The 17,653-nt window shown below is 57.3% G+C and carries 14 protein-coding genes; 5 read left to right on the top strand and 9 right to left on the bottom strand.

Features of this window, described 5'->3' with window-relative positions; all coding sequences use genetic code 11:
* Window positions 1-180: 180 nt before the first annotated feature.
* The 3 genes from ahpF to ACU6HM_RS13580 form a co-directional block, all read right to left on the bottom strand.
* The gene (ahpF, locus tag ACU6HM_RS13590; RefSeq protein WP_369327105.1) at window positions 181-1,773 is read right to left on the bottom strand and encodes an alkyl hydroperoxide reductase subunit F; all 1,593 of its coding nucleotides are present in this window, start codon (window positions 1,771-1,773) and stop codon (window positions 181-183) included.
* 116 nt (window positions 1,774-1,889) lie between these two features.
* The gene (gene ahpC, locus ACU6HM_RS13585; RefSeq protein ID WP_009454841.1) at window positions 1,890-2,453 is read right to left on the bottom strand and encodes an alkyl hydroperoxide reductase subunit C; all 564 of its coding nucleotides are present in this window, start codon (window positions 2,451-2,453) and stop codon (window positions 1,890-1,892) included.
* 191 nt (window positions 2,454-2,644) lie between these two features.
* A complete protein-coding gene (locus ACU6HM_RS13580; RefSeq protein WP_446763941.1) occupies window positions 2,645-4,081 on the bottom strand; it encodes an aminotransferase-like domain-containing protein in 1,437 nt (478 codons plus the stop codon).
* A 152-nt stretch (window positions 4,082-4,233) separates the two neighbouring features.
* Between ACU6HM_RS13580 and ACU6HM_RS13575 the strand changes: the two genes are divergently transcribed.
* The 4 genes from ACU6HM_RS13575 to ACU6HM_RS13560 all read left to right on the top strand — a co-directional run bounded on the left by ACU6HM_RS13575 (window position 4,234) and on the right by ACU6HM_RS13560 (window position 8,271).
* On the top strand, window positions 4,234-5,124 hold the full coding sequence (locus ACU6HM_RS13575) for a DMT family transporter (protein WP_026485485.1): 891 nt from the start codon (window positions 4,234-4,236) through the stop codon (window positions 5,122-5,124).
* A 187-nt stretch (window positions 5,125-5,311) separates the two neighbouring features.
* A complete protein-coding gene (locus tag ACU6HM_RS13570; protein ID WP_254498888.1) occupies window positions 5,312-6,049 on the top strand; it encodes a phosphoadenylyl-sulfate reductase in 738 nt (245 codons plus the stop codon).
* A 9-nt stretch (window positions 6,050-6,058) separates the two neighbouring features.
* On the top strand, window positions 6,059-6,970 hold the full coding sequence (gene cysD / locus ACU6HM_RS13565) for a sulfate adenylyltransferase subunit CysD (RefSeq protein ID WP_254498887.1): 912 nt from the start codon (window positions 6,059-6,061) through the stop codon (window positions 6,968-6,970).
* A complete protein-coding gene (locus ACU6HM_RS13560) occupies window positions 6,970-8,271 on the top strand; it encodes a sulfate adenylyltransferase subunit 1 (RefSeq protein ID WP_009454831.1) in 1,302 nt (433 codons plus the stop codon). The genes cysD and ACU6HM_RS13560 overlap by 1 nt, the downstream gene beginning before the upstream one ends.
* Before the next feature lie 48 nt (window positions 8,272-8,319).
* Here the strand turns inward: ACU6HM_RS13560 and ACU6HM_RS13555 are convergent, their stop codons facing one another.
* The 4 genes from ACU6HM_RS13555 to hglS form a co-directional block, all read right to left on the bottom strand.
* A complete protein-coding gene (locus ACU6HM_RS13555) occupies window positions 8,320-9,723 on the bottom strand; it encodes an amino acid permease (protein ID WP_254498886.1) in 1,404 nt (467 codons plus the stop codon).
* Between the two features lie 154 nt (window positions 9,724-9,877).
* Window positions 9,878-11,407 carry an L-piperidine-6-carboxylate dehydrogenase gene (gene amaB, locus ACU6HM_RS13550; RefSeq protein WP_152978308.1) on the bottom strand — a complete coding sequence of 510 codons (1,530 nt, stop codon included), beginning with the start codon at window positions 11,405-11,407 and terminating at the stop codon, window positions 9,878-9,880.
* A 70-nt stretch (window positions 11,408-11,477) separates the two neighbouring features.
* Complete coding sequence (locus ACU6HM_RS13545; RefSeq protein WP_254498885.1) at window positions 11,478-12,782, bottom strand: NAD(P)/FAD-dependent oxidoreductase; 1,305 nt, start codon at window positions 12,780-12,782, stop codon at window positions 11,478-11,480.
* Window positions 12,779-14,167: a 2-oxoadipate dioxygenase/decarboxylase HglS gene (gene hglS, locus ACU6HM_RS13540; protein ID WP_031232389.1), complete on the bottom strand. Its 1,389-nt coding sequence runs from the start codon at window positions 14,165-14,167 to the stop codon at window positions 12,779-12,781. Before hglS ends, ACU6HM_RS13545 begins: the two co-directional genes overlap by 4 nt.
* A 244-nt stretch (window positions 14,168-14,411) precedes the next feature.
* On the opposite strand from hglS, the gene ACU6HM_RS13535 reads away from it, so the two are divergent.
* Window positions 14,412-15,317 carry a LysR family transcriptional regulator gene (locus ACU6HM_RS13535; RefSeq protein WP_009454819.1) on the top strand — a complete coding sequence of 302 codons (906 nt, stop codon included), beginning with the start codon at window positions 14,412-14,414 and terminating at the stop codon, window positions 15,315-15,317.
* Window positions 15,318-15,346: 29 nt separating this feature from the next.
* Here the strand turns inward: ACU6HM_RS13535 and ACU6HM_RS13530 are convergent, their stop codons facing one another.
* A complete protein-coding gene (locus ACU6HM_RS13530; RefSeq protein WP_250756036.1) occupies window positions 15,347-16,534 on the bottom strand; it encodes an acetate/propionate family kinase in 1,188 nt (395 codons plus the stop codon).
* A complete protein-coding gene (locus tag ACU6HM_RS13525) occupies window positions 16,534-17,520 on the bottom strand; it encodes a phosphate acetyltransferase (RefSeq protein WP_009454816.1) in 987 nt (328 codons plus the stop codon). The genes ACU6HM_RS13530 and ACU6HM_RS13525 overlap by 1 nt, the downstream gene beginning before the upstream one ends.
* Window positions 17,521-17,653: the final 133 nt, after the last annotated feature.

The following is a 17,653-nucleotide window of genomic DNA, read 5'->3' as shown; positions in this document are numbered from 1 at the left end:
GCAGGGGCAGACGGCTTGAGCGGCGTCTTTCCTGAGACGATTTTTCTCAAAGAGCCCGATCAATGCTGAAGCATTCCCGATACACAACAACTACTTGTCACCCCACCCACAGACAAAAAAAAGAACCACCCCAAAACAGGGTGGCCCTCTTGAACAGCCAGGTCCAATAATCAGAAATAATTAAGCAGTCACCTTCTCTGCTGCCGGCTCTTCAACTTCAGCCGAACTACGGATCAGGTAATCAAAAGCGCTCAACGCAGCCTTGGCACCTTCACCAGCAGCAATCACGATCTGCTTGAAAGGCACGGTCGTCACATCACCCGCTGCAAACACACCAGCCAGCGAAGTCGCACCGCGAGCATCAACCTCGATCTCGCCATGACGCGACAAACCTACATCGCTGCCCTTCAACCATTCCGTGTTGGGCACCAGACCGATCTGAACAAATACACCATCCAGCTTCAGGCTCTTGGCTTCCTGAGTAGCACGGTCCAGGTAATTCAGACCCACCACCTTGGTGCCATCACCCAGAACTTCAGTGGTCTGAGCCTGCATGATGATCGTCACGTTAGGCAAGCTGCGCAGCTTGGTCTGCAAGACCTGGTCAGCACGCAAGGCATCACCGAACTCGATCAAGGTAACGTGCTTGACCAAACCAGCCAGGTCAATTGCCGCCTCAACGCCGGAGTTACCACCGCCAACCACCGCCACATCCTTGCCCTTGAACAAAGGACCATCACAGTGCGGGCAGTACGCCACACCACGGTTACGGTAATCCTGCTCACCAGGCACATTCAGTTCGCGCCAGCGGGCACCAGTAGCCAGAATTACGGACTTGGCCTTGAGCTGAGCACCGCCATCCACATCCACAATGACCTGCTTGCCTTCACGACGAATGCCCTTGGCGCGATGCAGATTCATGATGTCCACATCGTAGGCTTTGACGTGCTGCTCCAGCGCCGTTGCAAACGCAGGACCATTAGTCTCGACCACCGAGATGTAGTTCTCGATCGACATGGTGTCCAGAACCTGACCACCAAAACGCTCGGCCAATACACCCGTACGAATACCCTTGCGAGCGGCGTACACAGCAGCGGCAGCACCTGCAGGACCACCACCCACAATCAGCACATCAAACTCGTCCTTGGCGTTCAAGGCTTCGGCACGAGCCGAGTTATCGCCCGTATCCAGTTTGGCCAGCAACTCTTCAGCACTGGCACGGCCTTGATGGAACATTTCACCATTCAAGAACACGGCCGGAACCGACATGATGTTGCGCTGCTGAACCTCGTCCTGGAACAGGGCACCGTCAATCGCCACGTGCTTGATACGTGGGTTGATCACGGACATGGCGTTCAAGGCCTGCACCACGTCAGGACAGTTCTGGCACGACAGCGAGAAATACGTTTCAAAAACAAAGTCGCCGGGCAGATTACGGATCTGCTCAATCACAGCGGCATCCAGTTTGATCTCGTGGCCACCCACTTGCAGCAGGGCCAGGATCAAAGAGGTAAATTCGTGTCCCATCGGGATACCCGCAAAGCTCACGCTAATGTCGGTACCGGGACGGTTAATTTGGAAGGAAGGCTTGCGCTCTTGCGCATCCGCATCTTCGCGATAGCTGGTCTTGTCGGACAGACCATCAATTTCTTGCAACAGTTCGCGCAGCTCGACGGACTTGGCGCCAGTATCCAGCGTCGCAACGATCTCGATCGGTTGCGTGATCTTCTCGAGGTATGCCTTCAATTGAGTTTTGATGTTTGCATCTAACATGTGAAACGCCCTTTATCCTGTACTGAACGAAACAACTTGAGGTGCCTGAACCGGTCAGGCACCGGGGTGGCGGCGCAGCGCGCCGACCACCGCTAAAGACCCGTGTTTAAAAGGTCTTAGATCTTGCCAACCAGATCCAGGGAAGGAGTCAGCGTCTTGGCGCCTTCTTCCCATTTAGCTGGGCAAACTTCACCGGGGTGAGCGGCGATGTACTGAGCAGCTTTAACTTTGCGCAGCAGTTCGGAAGCCACACGGCCGATACCGTTGTCGTGGATTTCCAGGACCTTGATTTCGCCTTCTGGGTTCACCACGAACGTACCGCGCAGAGCGATACCTTCCTCTTCGATCAGCACGTCAAAGTTGCGCGACAGCTGATGAGTTGGGTCACCGATCATTGGGTAGTTAACTTTGCTGATGGCTTCCGAAGTGTCGTGCCATGCTTTGTGAGCAAAGTGAGTGTCGGTGGACACCGAGTAAATTTCTACGCCCATTTTCTGGAATTCGGCGTAGTGGTCAGCCAGGTCTTCCAGTTCGGTTGGGCAAACAAACGTGAAGTCGGCTGGGTAGAAAACGAAAACAGCCCACTTACCGGCAACGGTTTCGTTGCTGACTTCGATAAATTTGCCGTTGTGAAAAGCTTGTGCTTTAAAAGGTTTGATGACGGTGTTGATCAAAGACATATTTGCTCCGGTGAGTGATTAATCATTGACAGTAAAGCCATTATAGGAAGCCACTGCCGATTAGTAAAATTGATTAATGCAATAACGTTCATTGCTATTAGCTATCGCGCGTCGCATAAAAACTTCTTTCTATGCGTCGCACAGACTTATGCTAACAGAGCTGGATGACAGTGCAACTATCAGCGTTCAAGCTATAAGGCTACTTCGCTGGGCACGGGGCTGGAGGACTGCTTGGCGTTGAACAAACAACGGGCAAAATCCTGCCAAAACTGCGCATCGTCGCCTAAAGAAACATTAATACGCATATATGTAGATGGTTGCTGTTGCGGGGAAAACAAGGCCCCCGGCACCAATAAATGCCCTGGTCGCCCCAAAGCACGCACCAGACTTTCCGTATCCACACCCGTATCCACCCAGACAAACATGCCCGCCTGGGGTGGTGCGTCCGGCGCCAGACCTACATGCGCCAATTGCTCCAGGGTTTTATGCCTGTCGGCATCGGCGTGACGGCGCAGCCGATCCAGGTGTTTGCGATAGGGGCCATCTACCAGCACCCGATGAATGACCCGCTCCCCCAGCTCCGGCGAAGTCAGCCCTGCCAGCATTTTCAGATTCACCAAAGACTGCAGCAGTTCAGGAGCTGCTGCCATATAAGCCACCCGCAAACCAGCTGCCATGACTTTGGAATAGCCCCCCACCAACGTCACCCGGTTCAGTTGATCCAATTGCGCTAGACGGCAGGCAGGATTGGCGTGCAGCTCGCTATAGGTGTCGTCTTCAATAATGTGAAAGTCCCAGGCCTGGGCCAAAGTCAGAATGCTGTGCGCCACCGCCGGACTCAAGCTAAAGCCGGTGGGGTTATGCACCACGGTATTCAAAATAACCAGACGTGGACGATGCTCGCGCGCCAGCTGCTCCAGTACCGCCAGGTCCGGGCCATCTGCGCGGCGTGGCACACTCAGCACTCGCACATCCACCACCGCCAGGCGAGCAAACAAGAGATACCAGGCCGGATCTTCCACAACAACCGCATCACCAGGCCGTAGCCAATGGCGCAGAAGCAAATCCAGCGCCTGCGTAACACCACTGCACAATAAAAGCTGCGTATCAGGATCTGCCTGTATGCCGCTATCTTCCAGTTGTCCCGCAATGTGCTGACGCAAGGGCCTGTAGCCATGCGAATGCCCATAGCCCAGCAAGTTGGAGCCGGCGCTACGGCTGACCTGCCGCAAGGCCGCCAGAATCATCTCGTTATCCAGCCACTGACTGGGAATGCCCGCGCTGTCGCTATGCCCCATGAAACTGTTCAACATCCAGTTCACATCTATTTTGCGCGGCTCATTCTTTTCTACATGCAGGGATTCGGAACGCAGGCGTCGAGGGCTGCGCACACGCACAAAGAAACCGGAACCGGGCCGGGACTCCACCAAGCCCAAGGCCATCAACTTGTCGTACGCGGCCACAACAGTATGCGTACTGACCCCGGCAGACTGCGCCAACCGGCGCACAGAGGGTAAGCGACTGCCGCCCCGATACCTCAAATGCAGGGCCTGCTGCACCCAGGCGACCAGTTGATCGCTAAGTGTCACGTCCGAACCGCGCACGGGCTGCCAATCCAACCATTCCATGATGCTGAGCTCCAAGCGAGAAAACCGACTGTAGCGGAAGTTTGACCAGTACAGCTTGACCGACTGATTGATGAACTGTATCGCAACTGTATTGTTTATTTATTTTAAGCTCAAAGCTGTGATAAACCTATTTCTCATCCGTGGTGATTTTCATGAGCCGCAGCACCAGTCTTCCCATGCCCAGTACCGCCCCAGCATTGCTGATCTATCTCTACGCTTTTATCGGGGTTACCGTCTTTGCCTTCACCTTGCCCATGACACGGCTGGCGGTACAAAGCTTTGACCCTTGGCTGGTCGGAATGGCACGAGCCAGTATCGCGGGGGTGTTTGCGGCCATCATCTTGCTGGCAACCCGCAGCCGTCGCCCCACTGCGTCGGAATGGCGCGGGATTGCCCTGTCCTGTACGGGTGTAATCGTAGGCTGGCCCGTGTTTTCCTCGATTGCCATGCAGACCGTGCCTTCCTCGCACGGGGCCGTATTGAGCGGGCTGATTCCTTTGGCCACCGCCATTGTTGCCTCCGCCCGCAGCGGTGAACCCTTGAGCCGCCGCTTCTGGATGCTGAGCCTGCTGGGTGCCGTACTGGTGCTGCTCTACGCTTTCTATATCGGTGAAGGCGCCCTGCAAACCGGCGATATCTGGTTGGCTCTGGCGGTATTCATGTCTGGCGTAGGCTATGCCGAAGGGGGGCGTGTTGCCCGTACCCTGGGTGGCTGGCGCACCATCTGCTGGTGCCTGGCAGCCAGCTTGCCGCTGACCATTCCTGCCACCTTGTGGCTGACTTTTCCCATGACAGAAATGCCCTCTTCCCAATCTGTCATGGCCTTGCTCTACCTGGCCCTGTTCTCTTCCTTGCTGGGTTTCTTCCCCTGGTACAAGGCCATGGCCATGGGAGGTGTGGCTCGTATTGGTCAGGTACAACTGGCCCAACCCTTCCTGACCGTGCTGATTTCAGCGGTATGGTTAAGCGAGCAAGTGGACCTGCTGACCTGGCTGTCCTGCATCGTCATCATCGCCATTATTGCCGCCAGCCGACGCGCCTGAAAATACAATGACAAGGCGGCTAAATACAGCAAGGGCATATTCACCTAACTAATACTTCGTTCCCAGCGAGGGCTCGCGCAAGCACACTGGCTCATCACTTCATGAACCATGTAAAGGCGATAGCGCGGCCCACGTGACTCCGTTTTGAGCAGGGCCGGTACTGGTATTGCCGCAAGGACATCTGATCATGCCCGCCCAAGCCCCTGCCGCGCTCGCCCTGAGCGCCCGGCCACTGATGCTGTGGAAACAGCTGCGCGACGATCTGCAATACATCGCGTGCGAACACACGGATGCCGTTCTGGCCAGTTCTCTGGCTGCGGAAGACATGGTGCTGTTTCACGCCATGTCCATCTACACCCCCGAGTTGCAAACTGTCACCCTGGATACCGGTCGTCTGCACGAAGAGACCTTGCAATTGGGCCGCGACATCCAGCAGCACTACGAACGCCCCATCCTGTTTTTTCACCCGAATCCGGACCGGGTGCAGGAACACGTCAGCGCGCATGGCACACATGCTTTTTACGAAAGCGTGGAGCTGCGCAAAGAATGCTGCGCGATCCGTAAGGTGGAGCCACTGCGTCGTGCCTTGCAAGGCCGATCAGCCTGGATTACCGGTCAGCGCCGCGAACAAACAGCCAGTCGCACCGAACTGTCCAGCAAGGAATATGACAGCGTCTTTGGACTGCAGAAATTCAATCCCTTGATCGAATGGACTCAGGACGATGTCTGGGCCGTGATCCGTGGCTTGAGCGTCCCCTACAACCCGCTGCACGACCAAGGCTACCCCTCCATAGGTTGCGAGCCCTGTACGCGCGCCATTCGCCCCGGTGAAGACGTGCGCGCCGGGCGCTGGTGGTGGGAACAGCGCGACAGCCTGGAATGCGGCCTGCATGCCAGCAATCTGAATAGCAGTGTCAACACCTGAAGGAACCCCATGGGCGAACCACTCTCTACCCGTACTCATCTGGACTGGCTGGAAGCCGAGGCCATTTTTATTCTGCGTGAAATCGCGGCTGAAGCTGAAAAACCCGTGCTGCTGTTCTCCGGCGGCAAGGACTCCGCCGTGCTGCTGCAATTGGCCCAGAAAGCCTTTGCGCCCGGCCCGCTGCCGTTTCCCTTGATGCATGTGGACACCGGCCACAACTACCCGGAAGTGATCGAATTTCGGGATCGCCGCGCCGCCGAGCTGAACGCCGAACTGATTGTGCGCAGCGTGGAGGATTCCATCGCGCGCGGCACCGTGGTGCTGCGCAGTGAAACCGCCAGCCGCAACGGGGCTCAAGCCGTCACCTTGCTGGAAGCGATTGCCGAATTTGGCTTTGATGCCTGTTTCGGTGGCGCCCGCCGTGACGAGGAAAAAGCCCGCGCCAAAGAGCGCATCGTGTCTTTTCGCGACGAATTCGGCCAATGGGACCCCAAAGCGCAACGCCCCGAGCTGTGGCACTTGTTCAATACCCGTATTCACAAGGGCGAGAACCTGCGCGTATTCCCGATTTCCAACTGGACCGAGCTGGACGTGTGGCAATACATCCAGCGTGAGGCCATTGATCTGCCATCCATCTACTACACCCACTCGCGCGAAGTGGTGGAGCGTCAGGGGCTGATCGTACCCATCACGCCATTGACTCCCTTGCTGGATGGGGAAACCTCTGAATGGCGCGATGTGCGTTTCCGCACCGTAGGCGATATTTCCTGCACCTGCCCGGTGCTCTCTACCGCCGCGTCCGTGCAAGACATTATTGCTGAAACCGCCTTGGCCACCATTACCGAGCGTGGCGCCACCCGCATGGATGACCAGACGTCCGAAGCCTCCATGGAACACCGCAAGAAACAAGGATATTTCTAATGAACACAGTCAATGACGCCTGGCTGCAGGCTGCCGATCAAGGCGTGCTGCGTCTGATTACCGCTGGCTCCGTGGACGACGGAAAATCCACCTTGATTGGCCGCTTGCTGGTAGACAGCCAGGGCGTGTTTGCCGACCAGATTGCGGCCATCCAGCGCTCCAAATACAAGCGTGGCGAGGACGCCGAACCCGATCTGGCCCTGCTGACCGACGGCCTGGAAGCCGAGCGCGAACAAGGCATCACGATTGACGTGGCCTATCGCTACTTCGCGACCCCCAAACGCAAATTCATCGTGGCCGATACCCCCGGTCACGAGCAGTACACCCGCAACATGATTACAGGCGCCTCCACCGCCCAGGCCGCCATTATTCTGATCGATGCGCACCGCGCCAAGGACGGTGAACTGCTGACCCAGACCAAGCGCCACAGCACGGTTGCCAAATTGCTGGGCCTGCGCCATATCGTGGTGGCGGTGAACAAGATGGACCTGGTCGATTGGGACCAAGCCGTGTTCGACCGTATCCATGAAGCCTATCGCCAACTGGCTACCCAGCTGGGGATTGAGCACTTTCACATCATTCCGCTCTCGGCCCTGAAGGGCGAGAACATCACCCGGGCTTCGCCACACACGCCTTGGTATCAAGGTTTGCCACTGCTGCCTTTGCTGGAATCGCTGGATCTGCGCGAGAACATTCAGCGCCCTGCCCGTTTGTTTGTGCAATGGGTGGCGCGTCATGGCGGCAGCCGTGCTGATGGCTTCCGTGGCTACGCCGGTCAGCTCAGTGGCGGCCGTATCCAGGTGGGCGATAGCGTTCAGGTGTGGCCTAGCGGAAAAACGGCGGTGATCACACAGCTGTTTCGCGCGGGTACGGAACAAACTTCTGTCAGCGACGGGGACGCCGTGACTGTGGCGCTGGATCGTGAACTGGACATTTCACGGGGCGATTTGCTGACACTGGCCCATGAAGAGGTAAGCACCAGCAAACACTTTGATGCGCAGCTGTGCTGGCTGGACGAGCAGGCCTTGAATACCACCCGCTCTTACTGGTTAAAGCAAGGCACGCGCCTTACCCAAGCCAAAGTGCAAGCCGTTCATGCCTTGCGCGATGTACATAGCCTGCAAGAGCAGCAAGCCACTGGCAGCTTATCCCTGAATGATATTGGCCGTGTCAGCCTGGTCAGCCGTGACCCACTGGTGCTGGACGATTATCAGGATCATTCCAGCACGGGCTCTTTCATCCTGATTGACCCCAGCACGAACCAGACCGTGGCTGCTGGTCTGGTCCAGAAGCGCGTATAAAGAACAGCCTGCGGCAGACCCACGTCTTGCCGCAGGCACCGTATAAGATCACGACGCCTCTTGCTGCCTGACAGACCGGCCCCGTGCTGAACTGCGCCTGAGCCTCATTAATGCCGCCAGCACAATACACGCGCTCACACCCAAAGTCATGGCTAACTGATAGCGGTACGCCTCCACCATCGCCATATACACCAGCACCGCCAAGATCAGCACGATGGACAGATAAGTCAGCCAGGGGAAAAACCACATCTTGAATGGCAAATCTATGCCTGAGTTTTCTGCCTGGCGACGCGACAGTAGCTGGGACACAGCAATCACCAAATAAACGATCAGGGCAATCGCACCCGTTGTGGATAGCAAGAACGAAAACACCTGTCCAGGCAAGAGATAGTTCACCAGGCAGCCTGCAAAACCGGCCAAGGTCGATACAAGTACGGCGTTATAAGGCACACCTTTGGACGATACCCTGGCAATACAAGCAGGAGCATCACCACGGACGGACAGGGAATAAATCATTCGAGAGGCCGTATACAAGCCGGAGTTCATGCAGGAAGTCACCGCAATCAGTACCACTACATCCACAACTAGCTTAGCCCCAGGCAAGCGAAGAACTTCCAGCGTGCGCTGAAATGACCCTACCTGCATCAGCCTGGGATCGTCGTAACCGACGATCAGCACAATCAAGGAAATCGACAACACATAAAACAGGGAAATACGGTAGACCACCAGATTGGTCGCCTTACGTATCTTTTCCTGCGGGTTATCAGTTTCGGCGGCGGCAATCGTCACGATCTCCGCCCCAAAAAATGAAAACATCGTAATCAGGATACCCGCCAGCACGGCGCCCATGCCTTGCGGCGCGAAGTTGCTGAACACGGGAATCATCGGCACCTTCCCCCCGTCAACCCAGGGCCAGAAGCCGGTCAGGGCGCAGAGACAGGCCACAATGAACACAATAATGGCCAGCACCTTGATCAAGGCAAACCAGAACTCAAACTCGCCAAAATTCTTGACACTAAACAGATTGGTCATCGACAAGGCGACCATGATGACAATGGAAAACTGCCACGAAGGGATACCCGGCATCCATTGATGCAAGATATAGGCCCCGGCAATGGCTTCAACGGGAATGATCAAGCCCCAGAACCACCAATACAGCCAGCCAATGGAAAATCCCGCCCAGGGCCCGATCGCCCGCGCGGCATAGGTGGAAAATGAGCCACTATCAGGATTGGCGACAGCCATCTCGCCCAACATCCGCATGACCAGCAGCACCAATGCTCCCGTCAAGATATAGGACAGTACCGCTGCCGGCCCGGTCTTCGCGATGGCATTGGCTGATCCAATGAACAGTCCGGCACCAATGATCCCCGCGATAGAGATCATGGACATCTGTCTTGAGTTCAGGCCGTGCGCGAGCGCACCCTGGCCTGCCTGTTCAGGCATGGTCATTATTGTCTCCTCGCTTTTTATTCAATGGCGGGGCAGTTCTGACCCGCCCGGGGCGCCCCGACGATATGCTTCGCTTGCTATAGGCGCACGTCACCCAACAGCCAGGCCCGGCCGATCATCGGCTAGGACCCTCCGTCCGAACGCTCAGGCAGCGTCAAAGGTCAAACTTCACCCCCTGAGCCAATGGCAATTCTCGGGAGTAGTTGATGGTATTGGTCGCCCGGCGCATATAGGCACGCCAGGCATCGGAACCGGACTCGCGCCCCCCGCCGGTTTCCTTGTCCCCACCAAAGGCGCCACCGATCTCCGCCCCGGAAGTACCAATATTGACGTTGGCGATACCGCAGTCCGAACCGCTGGCCGACAGAAACTCCTCAGTTTCACGCAAGTCATTACTGAAAATGGCGGACGACAGGCCTTGCGGAACATCGTTTTGCAGCGCCAGTGCCTCGGACAGGTTCTCATAGCGCAGCACATACAAAATAGGTGCGAAGGTTTCCTGCCGTACCGTATCGGTCTGGCTGTCCATTTCCACGATGGCTGGTCTGACGTAATAGGCCGATGCGAACTCATCCTCCAGCACCCGCTCTCCACCGCTAACCCGCCCCCCTTGAGCACGCGCCGCATCCAGTGCGGTCTGCATCGCCTCAAAAGAGGCCCGATCGACTAAAGGTCCCAGCAGCGTTCCTTCCTGCAACGGATTGCCAATCCTGAGCTTGCCATACACCTGCTTGAGCCGTTCTACCAGTTGCTCACTGACACTACGATGCACAATCAAGCGTCGTGTACTTGTACAGCGCTGCCCCGCCGTCCCGACCGCCGCAAAGACAATCCCCCGGACCGCCAGATCCAGATCCGCATTAGGCGTGACAATAACGGCATTATTGCCCCCCAGTTCCAGCAAAACGCGCCCGAAACGACGCGCCACACGAGGCCCCACTTCCCGACCCATCCGTGTGCTGCCGGTGGCCGACACCAGCGCCACCCGGGGATCATCAACCAGTAGCTCTCCGGCTTCGCGCCCACCAATCAGCACTTGGCTCAGGTGCGCCGGCCCGGCCTCATACCGCGCCATTGCCCGCTCAAAGACAGCCTGGCACGCCAGGGCGGACAAGGGTGTTTTTTCGGAGGGCTTCCAAATCACGGCATCGCCACACACCAAGGCCAGCGCAGTATTCCAGGCCCACACCGCCATGGGAAAATTAAAAGCGGTGATCACCCCGACCACTCCCAATGGATGCCAGGTTTCCAGCATGCGATGACCAGGCCGCTCAGAGGCAATTGTCAAACCGTAGAGCTGTCGGGACAAACCCACCGCAAAGTCGCAGATATCAATCATTTCCTGGACTTCACCCAAGCCCTCACTCGTAATCTTTCCAGCCTCCAGGGAAATCAACTGGCCCAAAGCCTGCTTCTGGGCCCGCAGCTCCTGGCCCAGCAGTCGAACCAGCTCACCTCGTGCCGGCGCAGGCACGGTACGCCACACCTGCCAGGCATCATGGGCACGAGCAATCGCCTTGCTAAGCTCCTCGCTGCTGTGAGGCCGCAGATGGGCCAGAATGCCCCCGTCGATAGGCGAGCGCACCGACATTCCCCCTTGAACATCCAGCGCAGCCGTCACACCCAATTGGGCCAGGGTGGAATGTGCCAGTTCGCTTGTCTGCGTCATGCTTGTGTAAGTCATACCTGTACCCTATAAAAAATGCGGAATATCGGCTTTCAGAAACACGCCCATTCCTTAAAAAAGTCTGTCCTCAAGACCGACGCCGCCCCTGGGGGCTGCGGGCACCGACAAGATGCGCCAACTGTGCGCCATATTCATAAACTGCCTCCTTCCCAGACTTGCATGGGACCGACCTGAGCGGAGACAGAGGTAAAGGCAGCTCTTCCACCTTGATCCGCCCCAGAACCAGATGCGCCAGCTCACGTCCAAAGACCGTTCCAGGAGCAATGCCACGCCCGTTGTAGCCGCTAAATGACAAGACCTGTCGCCCCAGTTGATGCAGGCGGGGTACGGCATCAGACGTCATGCCTATCCAGCCATACCATTCATAATCAAACTGCACGTGCTTCAAGGCCGGAAACAAGTGCTGCAATGCGCGTTGCGCCCACGCCTTATGTATTGCTTGTCCGCGTCCGCGCAATGCCCCCACACTGCCAAACACCAGGCGACCGGCTTGATCGAAGCGGTACGAGGACAAAACCGAACGCGTATCCCACGCACCCTGCCCCCCCGGCAAAATCTGGGCGCGCAGTGCAGTATCCAGCGGTTGCGTGGCCACATTGAAATAAGGCAGACGCACCAGTTCTGCGGGCAAGGCTGGCCAGATATCGCTGGTATAGGCATTGGTCGCCACAATGACCCAAGGTGCCAGCACCTCCCCATCCTGCGTTTGCAACACCCAGTGCGTGCGACCATCCTCAACCCGCCTGACGGCACTTTGCTCGCAAATGCGGGCCCCCGCCGTGATCGCTGCCCGCGCCAGTCCTCGAACATAGGCTAAAGGCTGGAGCGTGCCCGCGCGTCGGTCCAGCAAGGCACCCGCATAGGCGGTGGTTCCCGTTGCCGCCGTAGCCTGTGTGTGATCGAGCAACTCCACCGGCGCCCCGAGAGCTTGCCATTGCTGCCAACGCTTCCGGATGTTGCGAAGGCCACCCGCGCCGACCGCGCAGTGCAAAGTACCATTCTGCACGGCCTGACAATCAATCCGGTGTTGGGCTACCAATTCATACACAGCAGCCGGCGCCCCGCTTAACAAGTGCAATAGGCGGTCCCCGTAATAAGAACCCAATGTTTTGAGCAGCGTCTCTGGCTCAATCCACAAGCCAGCATTGACCAGCCCCACATTTCGTCCCGATCCACCAAAGCCGATCTGCGCCCCTTCCAGGACCACTACCCGCGCTCCAGCCTGTGCCAGATTCAGGGCCGCGGACAAGCCGGTAAACCCAGCGCCAATAACCGCAACATCCGCTTGGACTTGGCCTTGTAAACGCTCGCAGACCAGAGGGGCTGGAGCTGATGCCTGCCAGAGTCCATGGCTGCGCCCGTCCGCGTTCATGACCTCGACTCCGCCAGAAAACGTTGCTGCAAGGCGTGCTCGGAACGCATCTGAGCAGCCCGGTAAAGTTCAATTTCATCCAGCACGGGGCCACCCAGATCGCGTTCAAACTCAGACCGAGCCGCTTGCGATACATAGTTTCTCTGTTCAGCATCCCCCAAGTTGGACTGGAAAATCCCCGCCGCGCTAACTGGCAGAAAATCCTCGTAAGTAATGGGGGTCAATGCGACTACGCCGCGCTTGATCAAATCAGGCAGGTTCCAGGGCCGGCCGGCAGCCAGTTCCTGCTGCCAGATAGCAGGATCCCGTGGTTCAAACCGAAAAAAAGCCAGCCCACGCTCGTACATTTCATCGCTGTCATCTGGAAACTGAGCAAACACGTGCTGGAGACGTTCGGCATACGTCTGTGTAGTAGCGGCTTGCTGCCCGGCATCTCTGGCTTGAGCCAACAAGGAGTCATAAAGTGCCCGGCCCGCCTGGGTCAAAGCCACGCCACGTTGCTCTATCTCACCAAAACGTGCGGTATGAGACCCTACCCTGGCTTGGCCGGCAAACTCAATCTCCTCCTCCAAGGCTTTGAAACTGGTTTGGCGCAACAAGATGGGATGGCGCCTGCGCGGTGGGCCTTCAATCAGTTCTTTGGCAGGGATCCCCCATTGGGGCATGGCCTCTTGTACCGCATCAATATCCAGGGTTCTGGGAGTCAGGTGATTGATATGGGGGCCCTTGAAACAAACAATATCGGCCACCAGACGATGGGCCTCATGCAACTTGCGATACGTGTCCTGATCGACAGTCGCCTGGCGATGCCAGCGAAAAACAGTGGTGGCGGCAGCCACAAACTCCGTGACCTGCAGTTCGGTCAGGCCACCAGACATGTGCGCCTGTTCCGCCAACTCCAGCAACCCTGAGGGAAAAATAGTCCGTTGCGATAAGATTGCAGCTGCCTGCGCTCGCAGATTCGCATCCTCTATCAGCTCCAGTCTGAGCAGAGAGGTGAACACCCGGAAGGGATTGGTTTGTAACGCATGGTCGTCCACAGGGCGAAACGCGGTGGAGTGGACGGGTACACCCGCCACCGACAGATCGTAATAACCAACGGGATACATACCCATGACAGCAAAAATCTTTGCAATCCCTTTGAGCTCCGCCGCTGTACCAACCCGAATGGCGCCATGGCGCTCCACATCCAGACGGGTCAGCTCCGACTGCTGCTGCAAGGCGCTGCGTAATGCTGGGTCATGCTTGAGCACACTGGCATTGATCTCGTGCACCAGGCTCAACAAGGCCCCGTACTGTGGCACCTCCTGCTGATACATGGCCGACATGGCGCCTGAGAAACGGGAACGGATTTCGTCCTTAGAAACAAAAACAGAGGTGTCCATAGAACCGCCAGCAAATTGCATGACCTGTCGACAAGGCAAGGTCAGTCCATTAATGAATCACTTCCGTGTACTCGTATGCACTCCTTCACACCACAGCCAGCGGAAGCCCGTCATCTTATAAGCCTGAAATACTTAGCAAACTTGCACCTCATTCTGTGAGCAGTGGCAAGAGGGGTCAAACGATGATTCCAACTCAAGTCATTCCTAAATAGAATGACTAAACGTTTTCCCTTAGCAAACCAGCATGTCCATTCCCAAACGTTTTCTTCCTCCCATGCACGTCCTGATTGCCTTTGAAGCCGCCGCACGGCTGGGCAGCTTCACGGCAGCAGCGGGCGAGCTGAATCTGACCCAAAGCGCCGTCAGCAGACAGATCAGACTGCTGGAAGAAATATTGGGCGCGGAACTTTTCGTCAGAGAACGCCAGACGGTTCGTTTGACTCAGGCGGGTAGCACTTACGCCCAAGAGCTAAGCGATGCTCTTCGACGCATTGCCAACGCCACCCTGGGGTTCAAAGCCAATCCGCATGGCGGAACGCTGAACCTGGCCATCCTGCCCACGTTCGGGACTCGTTGGCTTGCCCCCCGGCTGCCAGAGTTTGTGGCTGCATACCCCGGCATCACCATTAACCTGCTGACGCGCCTGCAACCGTTTGACTTTCAAATGGAAAATGTGGATGCCGCCATCCATTACGGCCTGCCCGACTGGCCGGGGGCGAATCTGGATTTTCTGATGTCAGAAACCGTGGTACCTGCCTGCAGTTCCGCCCTTCGCGAGCATTATCAGTTCCAGACGGCAGCTGACTTGCTCAAGGCACCTTTACTGCATCTGGTCTCAAGGCCCGATGCCTGGGAGCGTTGGTTCAACGCCAACGGCGTGGAGAACGTGCATATTCACGGCATGCTGCTTGACCAGTTTGCGCTGATTACACAAGCAGCTATTTCCAACCTTGGGATTGCCTTACTGCCCACATTTCTGTTCAAACAGGAGCTCAGTCGCGGAGACTTGGTTCTGGCTCTGGACTCGCCCTGCCTGAACACGGAGGCTTACTACCTGGCCTGTCCGACGGGACGCTGCGACTACCCACCATTGATCGCATTTCGACAATGGCTACAAGCGGAAATAACGCGGGAACGCGCCCCGGACTGAGGCCGGGGCTTCAAACCGCCACGGTAGCGCTATGACTTTTTCCTCACCAAGGCGAGAGACTGCTCGGCTATGACCCGCTCTTCGTTGGTGGGAATGACCAGGACCTTGACCCGACTGTCGCCTGTCGAAATGACGGTTTCCCCTGCCTGATTGCGAACCGGATCAATCTCCACCCCCATCCACTCCAGGTGCCTGGCGATGCCTGCCCGAATAGACGGGCTGTGCTCGCCAATCCCCGCCGTGAACACCAAGGTGTCCAGCCCCTTCAAGGCCACGCACAAGCCCGCCAGATTCTCTGCCGTGTGATAGCAGAAGTACTGCACCGCCAGCTTGGCACGAGGGTCATCGGAAGCCTCCAGCGCTCGCATATCCGCTTGATCGCCGGACAAGCCTTTCAGCCCGGATTGGGTGTAGAGCACGGACTGGATCTCATCGTGCTCCATTCCCTGCTCCAGCATCCACAGCACGACACCGGCATCCAGACGCCCCGGACGAGTCCCCATAGGCAAGCCGTCCAGCGCCGTAAAGCCCATGGTGGTATGAACGCTGCGGCCTTCTTGCAAGGCGCAAGCCGATGCACCTGAGCCCAGGTGAGCAACGACGACGCGCCCGTCAGCCAGTTCGGGAATTTCGCGACGCAGGTGCTGGGAAATATAGTGATAGGAGAGGCCGTGGAAACCGTAGCGGCGCACGCCCTGTTCAAAGAACCGACCAGGCAATGCAAAGTGCTGCAAATGCGGGGCATGTCCTTGATGGAAGGCCGTATCCAGACACGCTACCTGGAAGATTTCCGGGTAGTGCTCGAAGATCACGCGAACAGGAGCCAGATTGTTCTGCTGATGCAGTGGTGCCAAAGGTGACAGGCTGTCCAGATACTCCAGCACCTGCGGGGTCAAGGGTACGCTGCTGTCGTAGCGGGCGCCCCCGTGCACGATACGGTGGCCAACGGCAATAGGTCGACCATCCACATGCTCCAGCAGCCAGCGCGCCACCAAAGCCTGAGCTGTATGCAGGTCCTTGGCCTGCTCGCCATCCAGGTCCTGCTTGACCATGGATTGGCCCTGGGCATCTTTAACTTTGAAGGCTGGCTGGCTACTGCCAATGCCCGAAACCTGACCGCCAAACTCAAAATCCAGCTGGTCGCCCGGCTGGACCTTGTACATGTGAAACTTCAGGCTGGAGCTGCCTGCGTTAATGACCAGAATCTGCTCGCTCATTAGTGCGCAGCCTCCACAGCAACTTTACGTTCCAGATAACCCGCGTAAAGGCTGGCAACCGCACAAGAGGCCATGCGGGTCTGGGCGCTATCGGCTCGGCTGGTCAAAATGATAGGCACACGAGCCCCCATCACGATACCGGCAGCCTGGGCGCCGGACAGGAAGGTCAGGTTTTTGGCCAGCATATTGCCGGCCTCCAGATCAGGGGCCACCAGAATCTGCGCCTTGCCCGCAACGGGCGACACAATTCCTTTGATGCGCGCCGCCTCGGGGCTGATAGCGTTATCCAGCGCCAAGGGGCCGTCCAGCACACCGCCCGTAATCTGGCCGCGATCAGCCATCTTGCACAAGGCCGCCGCTTCCAGCGTGGTCGGGATTTTTTCGGTCACTTGTTCGACCGCAGACAGGATGGCGACCAACGGTTTACCCAAGCCCAGGCCGTGGTGCAGATCAATGGCATTTTGCACAATATCCGCCTTGGTGCTCAGATCGGGGAAAATATTGATAGCGCCGTCCGTCACAAACAAGGGTTCCGGATAGCTGGGCACATCCATGATGAAAACATGACTCAAACGGCGACCAGTCCGCAAGCCCTTGCCCTGGGTGCACAGCACGGCCTGAATCAGTTCATCCGTATGCAGGCTGCCTTTCATCAGCAACTGGGCACGTCCGGCCAGCACTTCCTCGACGGCTCGCTCTGCCGAGGCATGGCTGTGGGGGGTATCAATCAAGGTGACCCCTTCCAGGCTTAAACCATGCTCTGCCGCTACGGAATGCAAACGGGCCTGCGGGCCAACCAGCACGATCTCGAACAGGCCTTGGGCCCGTGCCTGCAAGGCGGCTCCAAGGGACACATCATCGCAGGGATGAGCCACCACACAAATTCGACTGTGCTCTTTGCGAGCTTGCTCGATCAATCGGGAATAATGACTGGAAGGCCCAGTGCGATCCACGGCGGCCGTATCCGGGCCAGCAGGGTGATTCATGATAGAAGACTCCTTGGAGATGAACGAAGGCTAACCCAACACTAAACCATTTATCCAAGCGTGTGTCTTTGATTGCGAACAGGGAAACTTCAATATTTCGCCCTTTATTCTTTCCAGACCATGAAGAATGAAA

This window comes from Alcaligenes sp. RM2 (genome assembly GCF_052931795.1).
The sequence above is the reverse complement of the archived record's forward strand: the minus strand, read 5'-3'. Positions and strand labels throughout refer to the sequence as shown.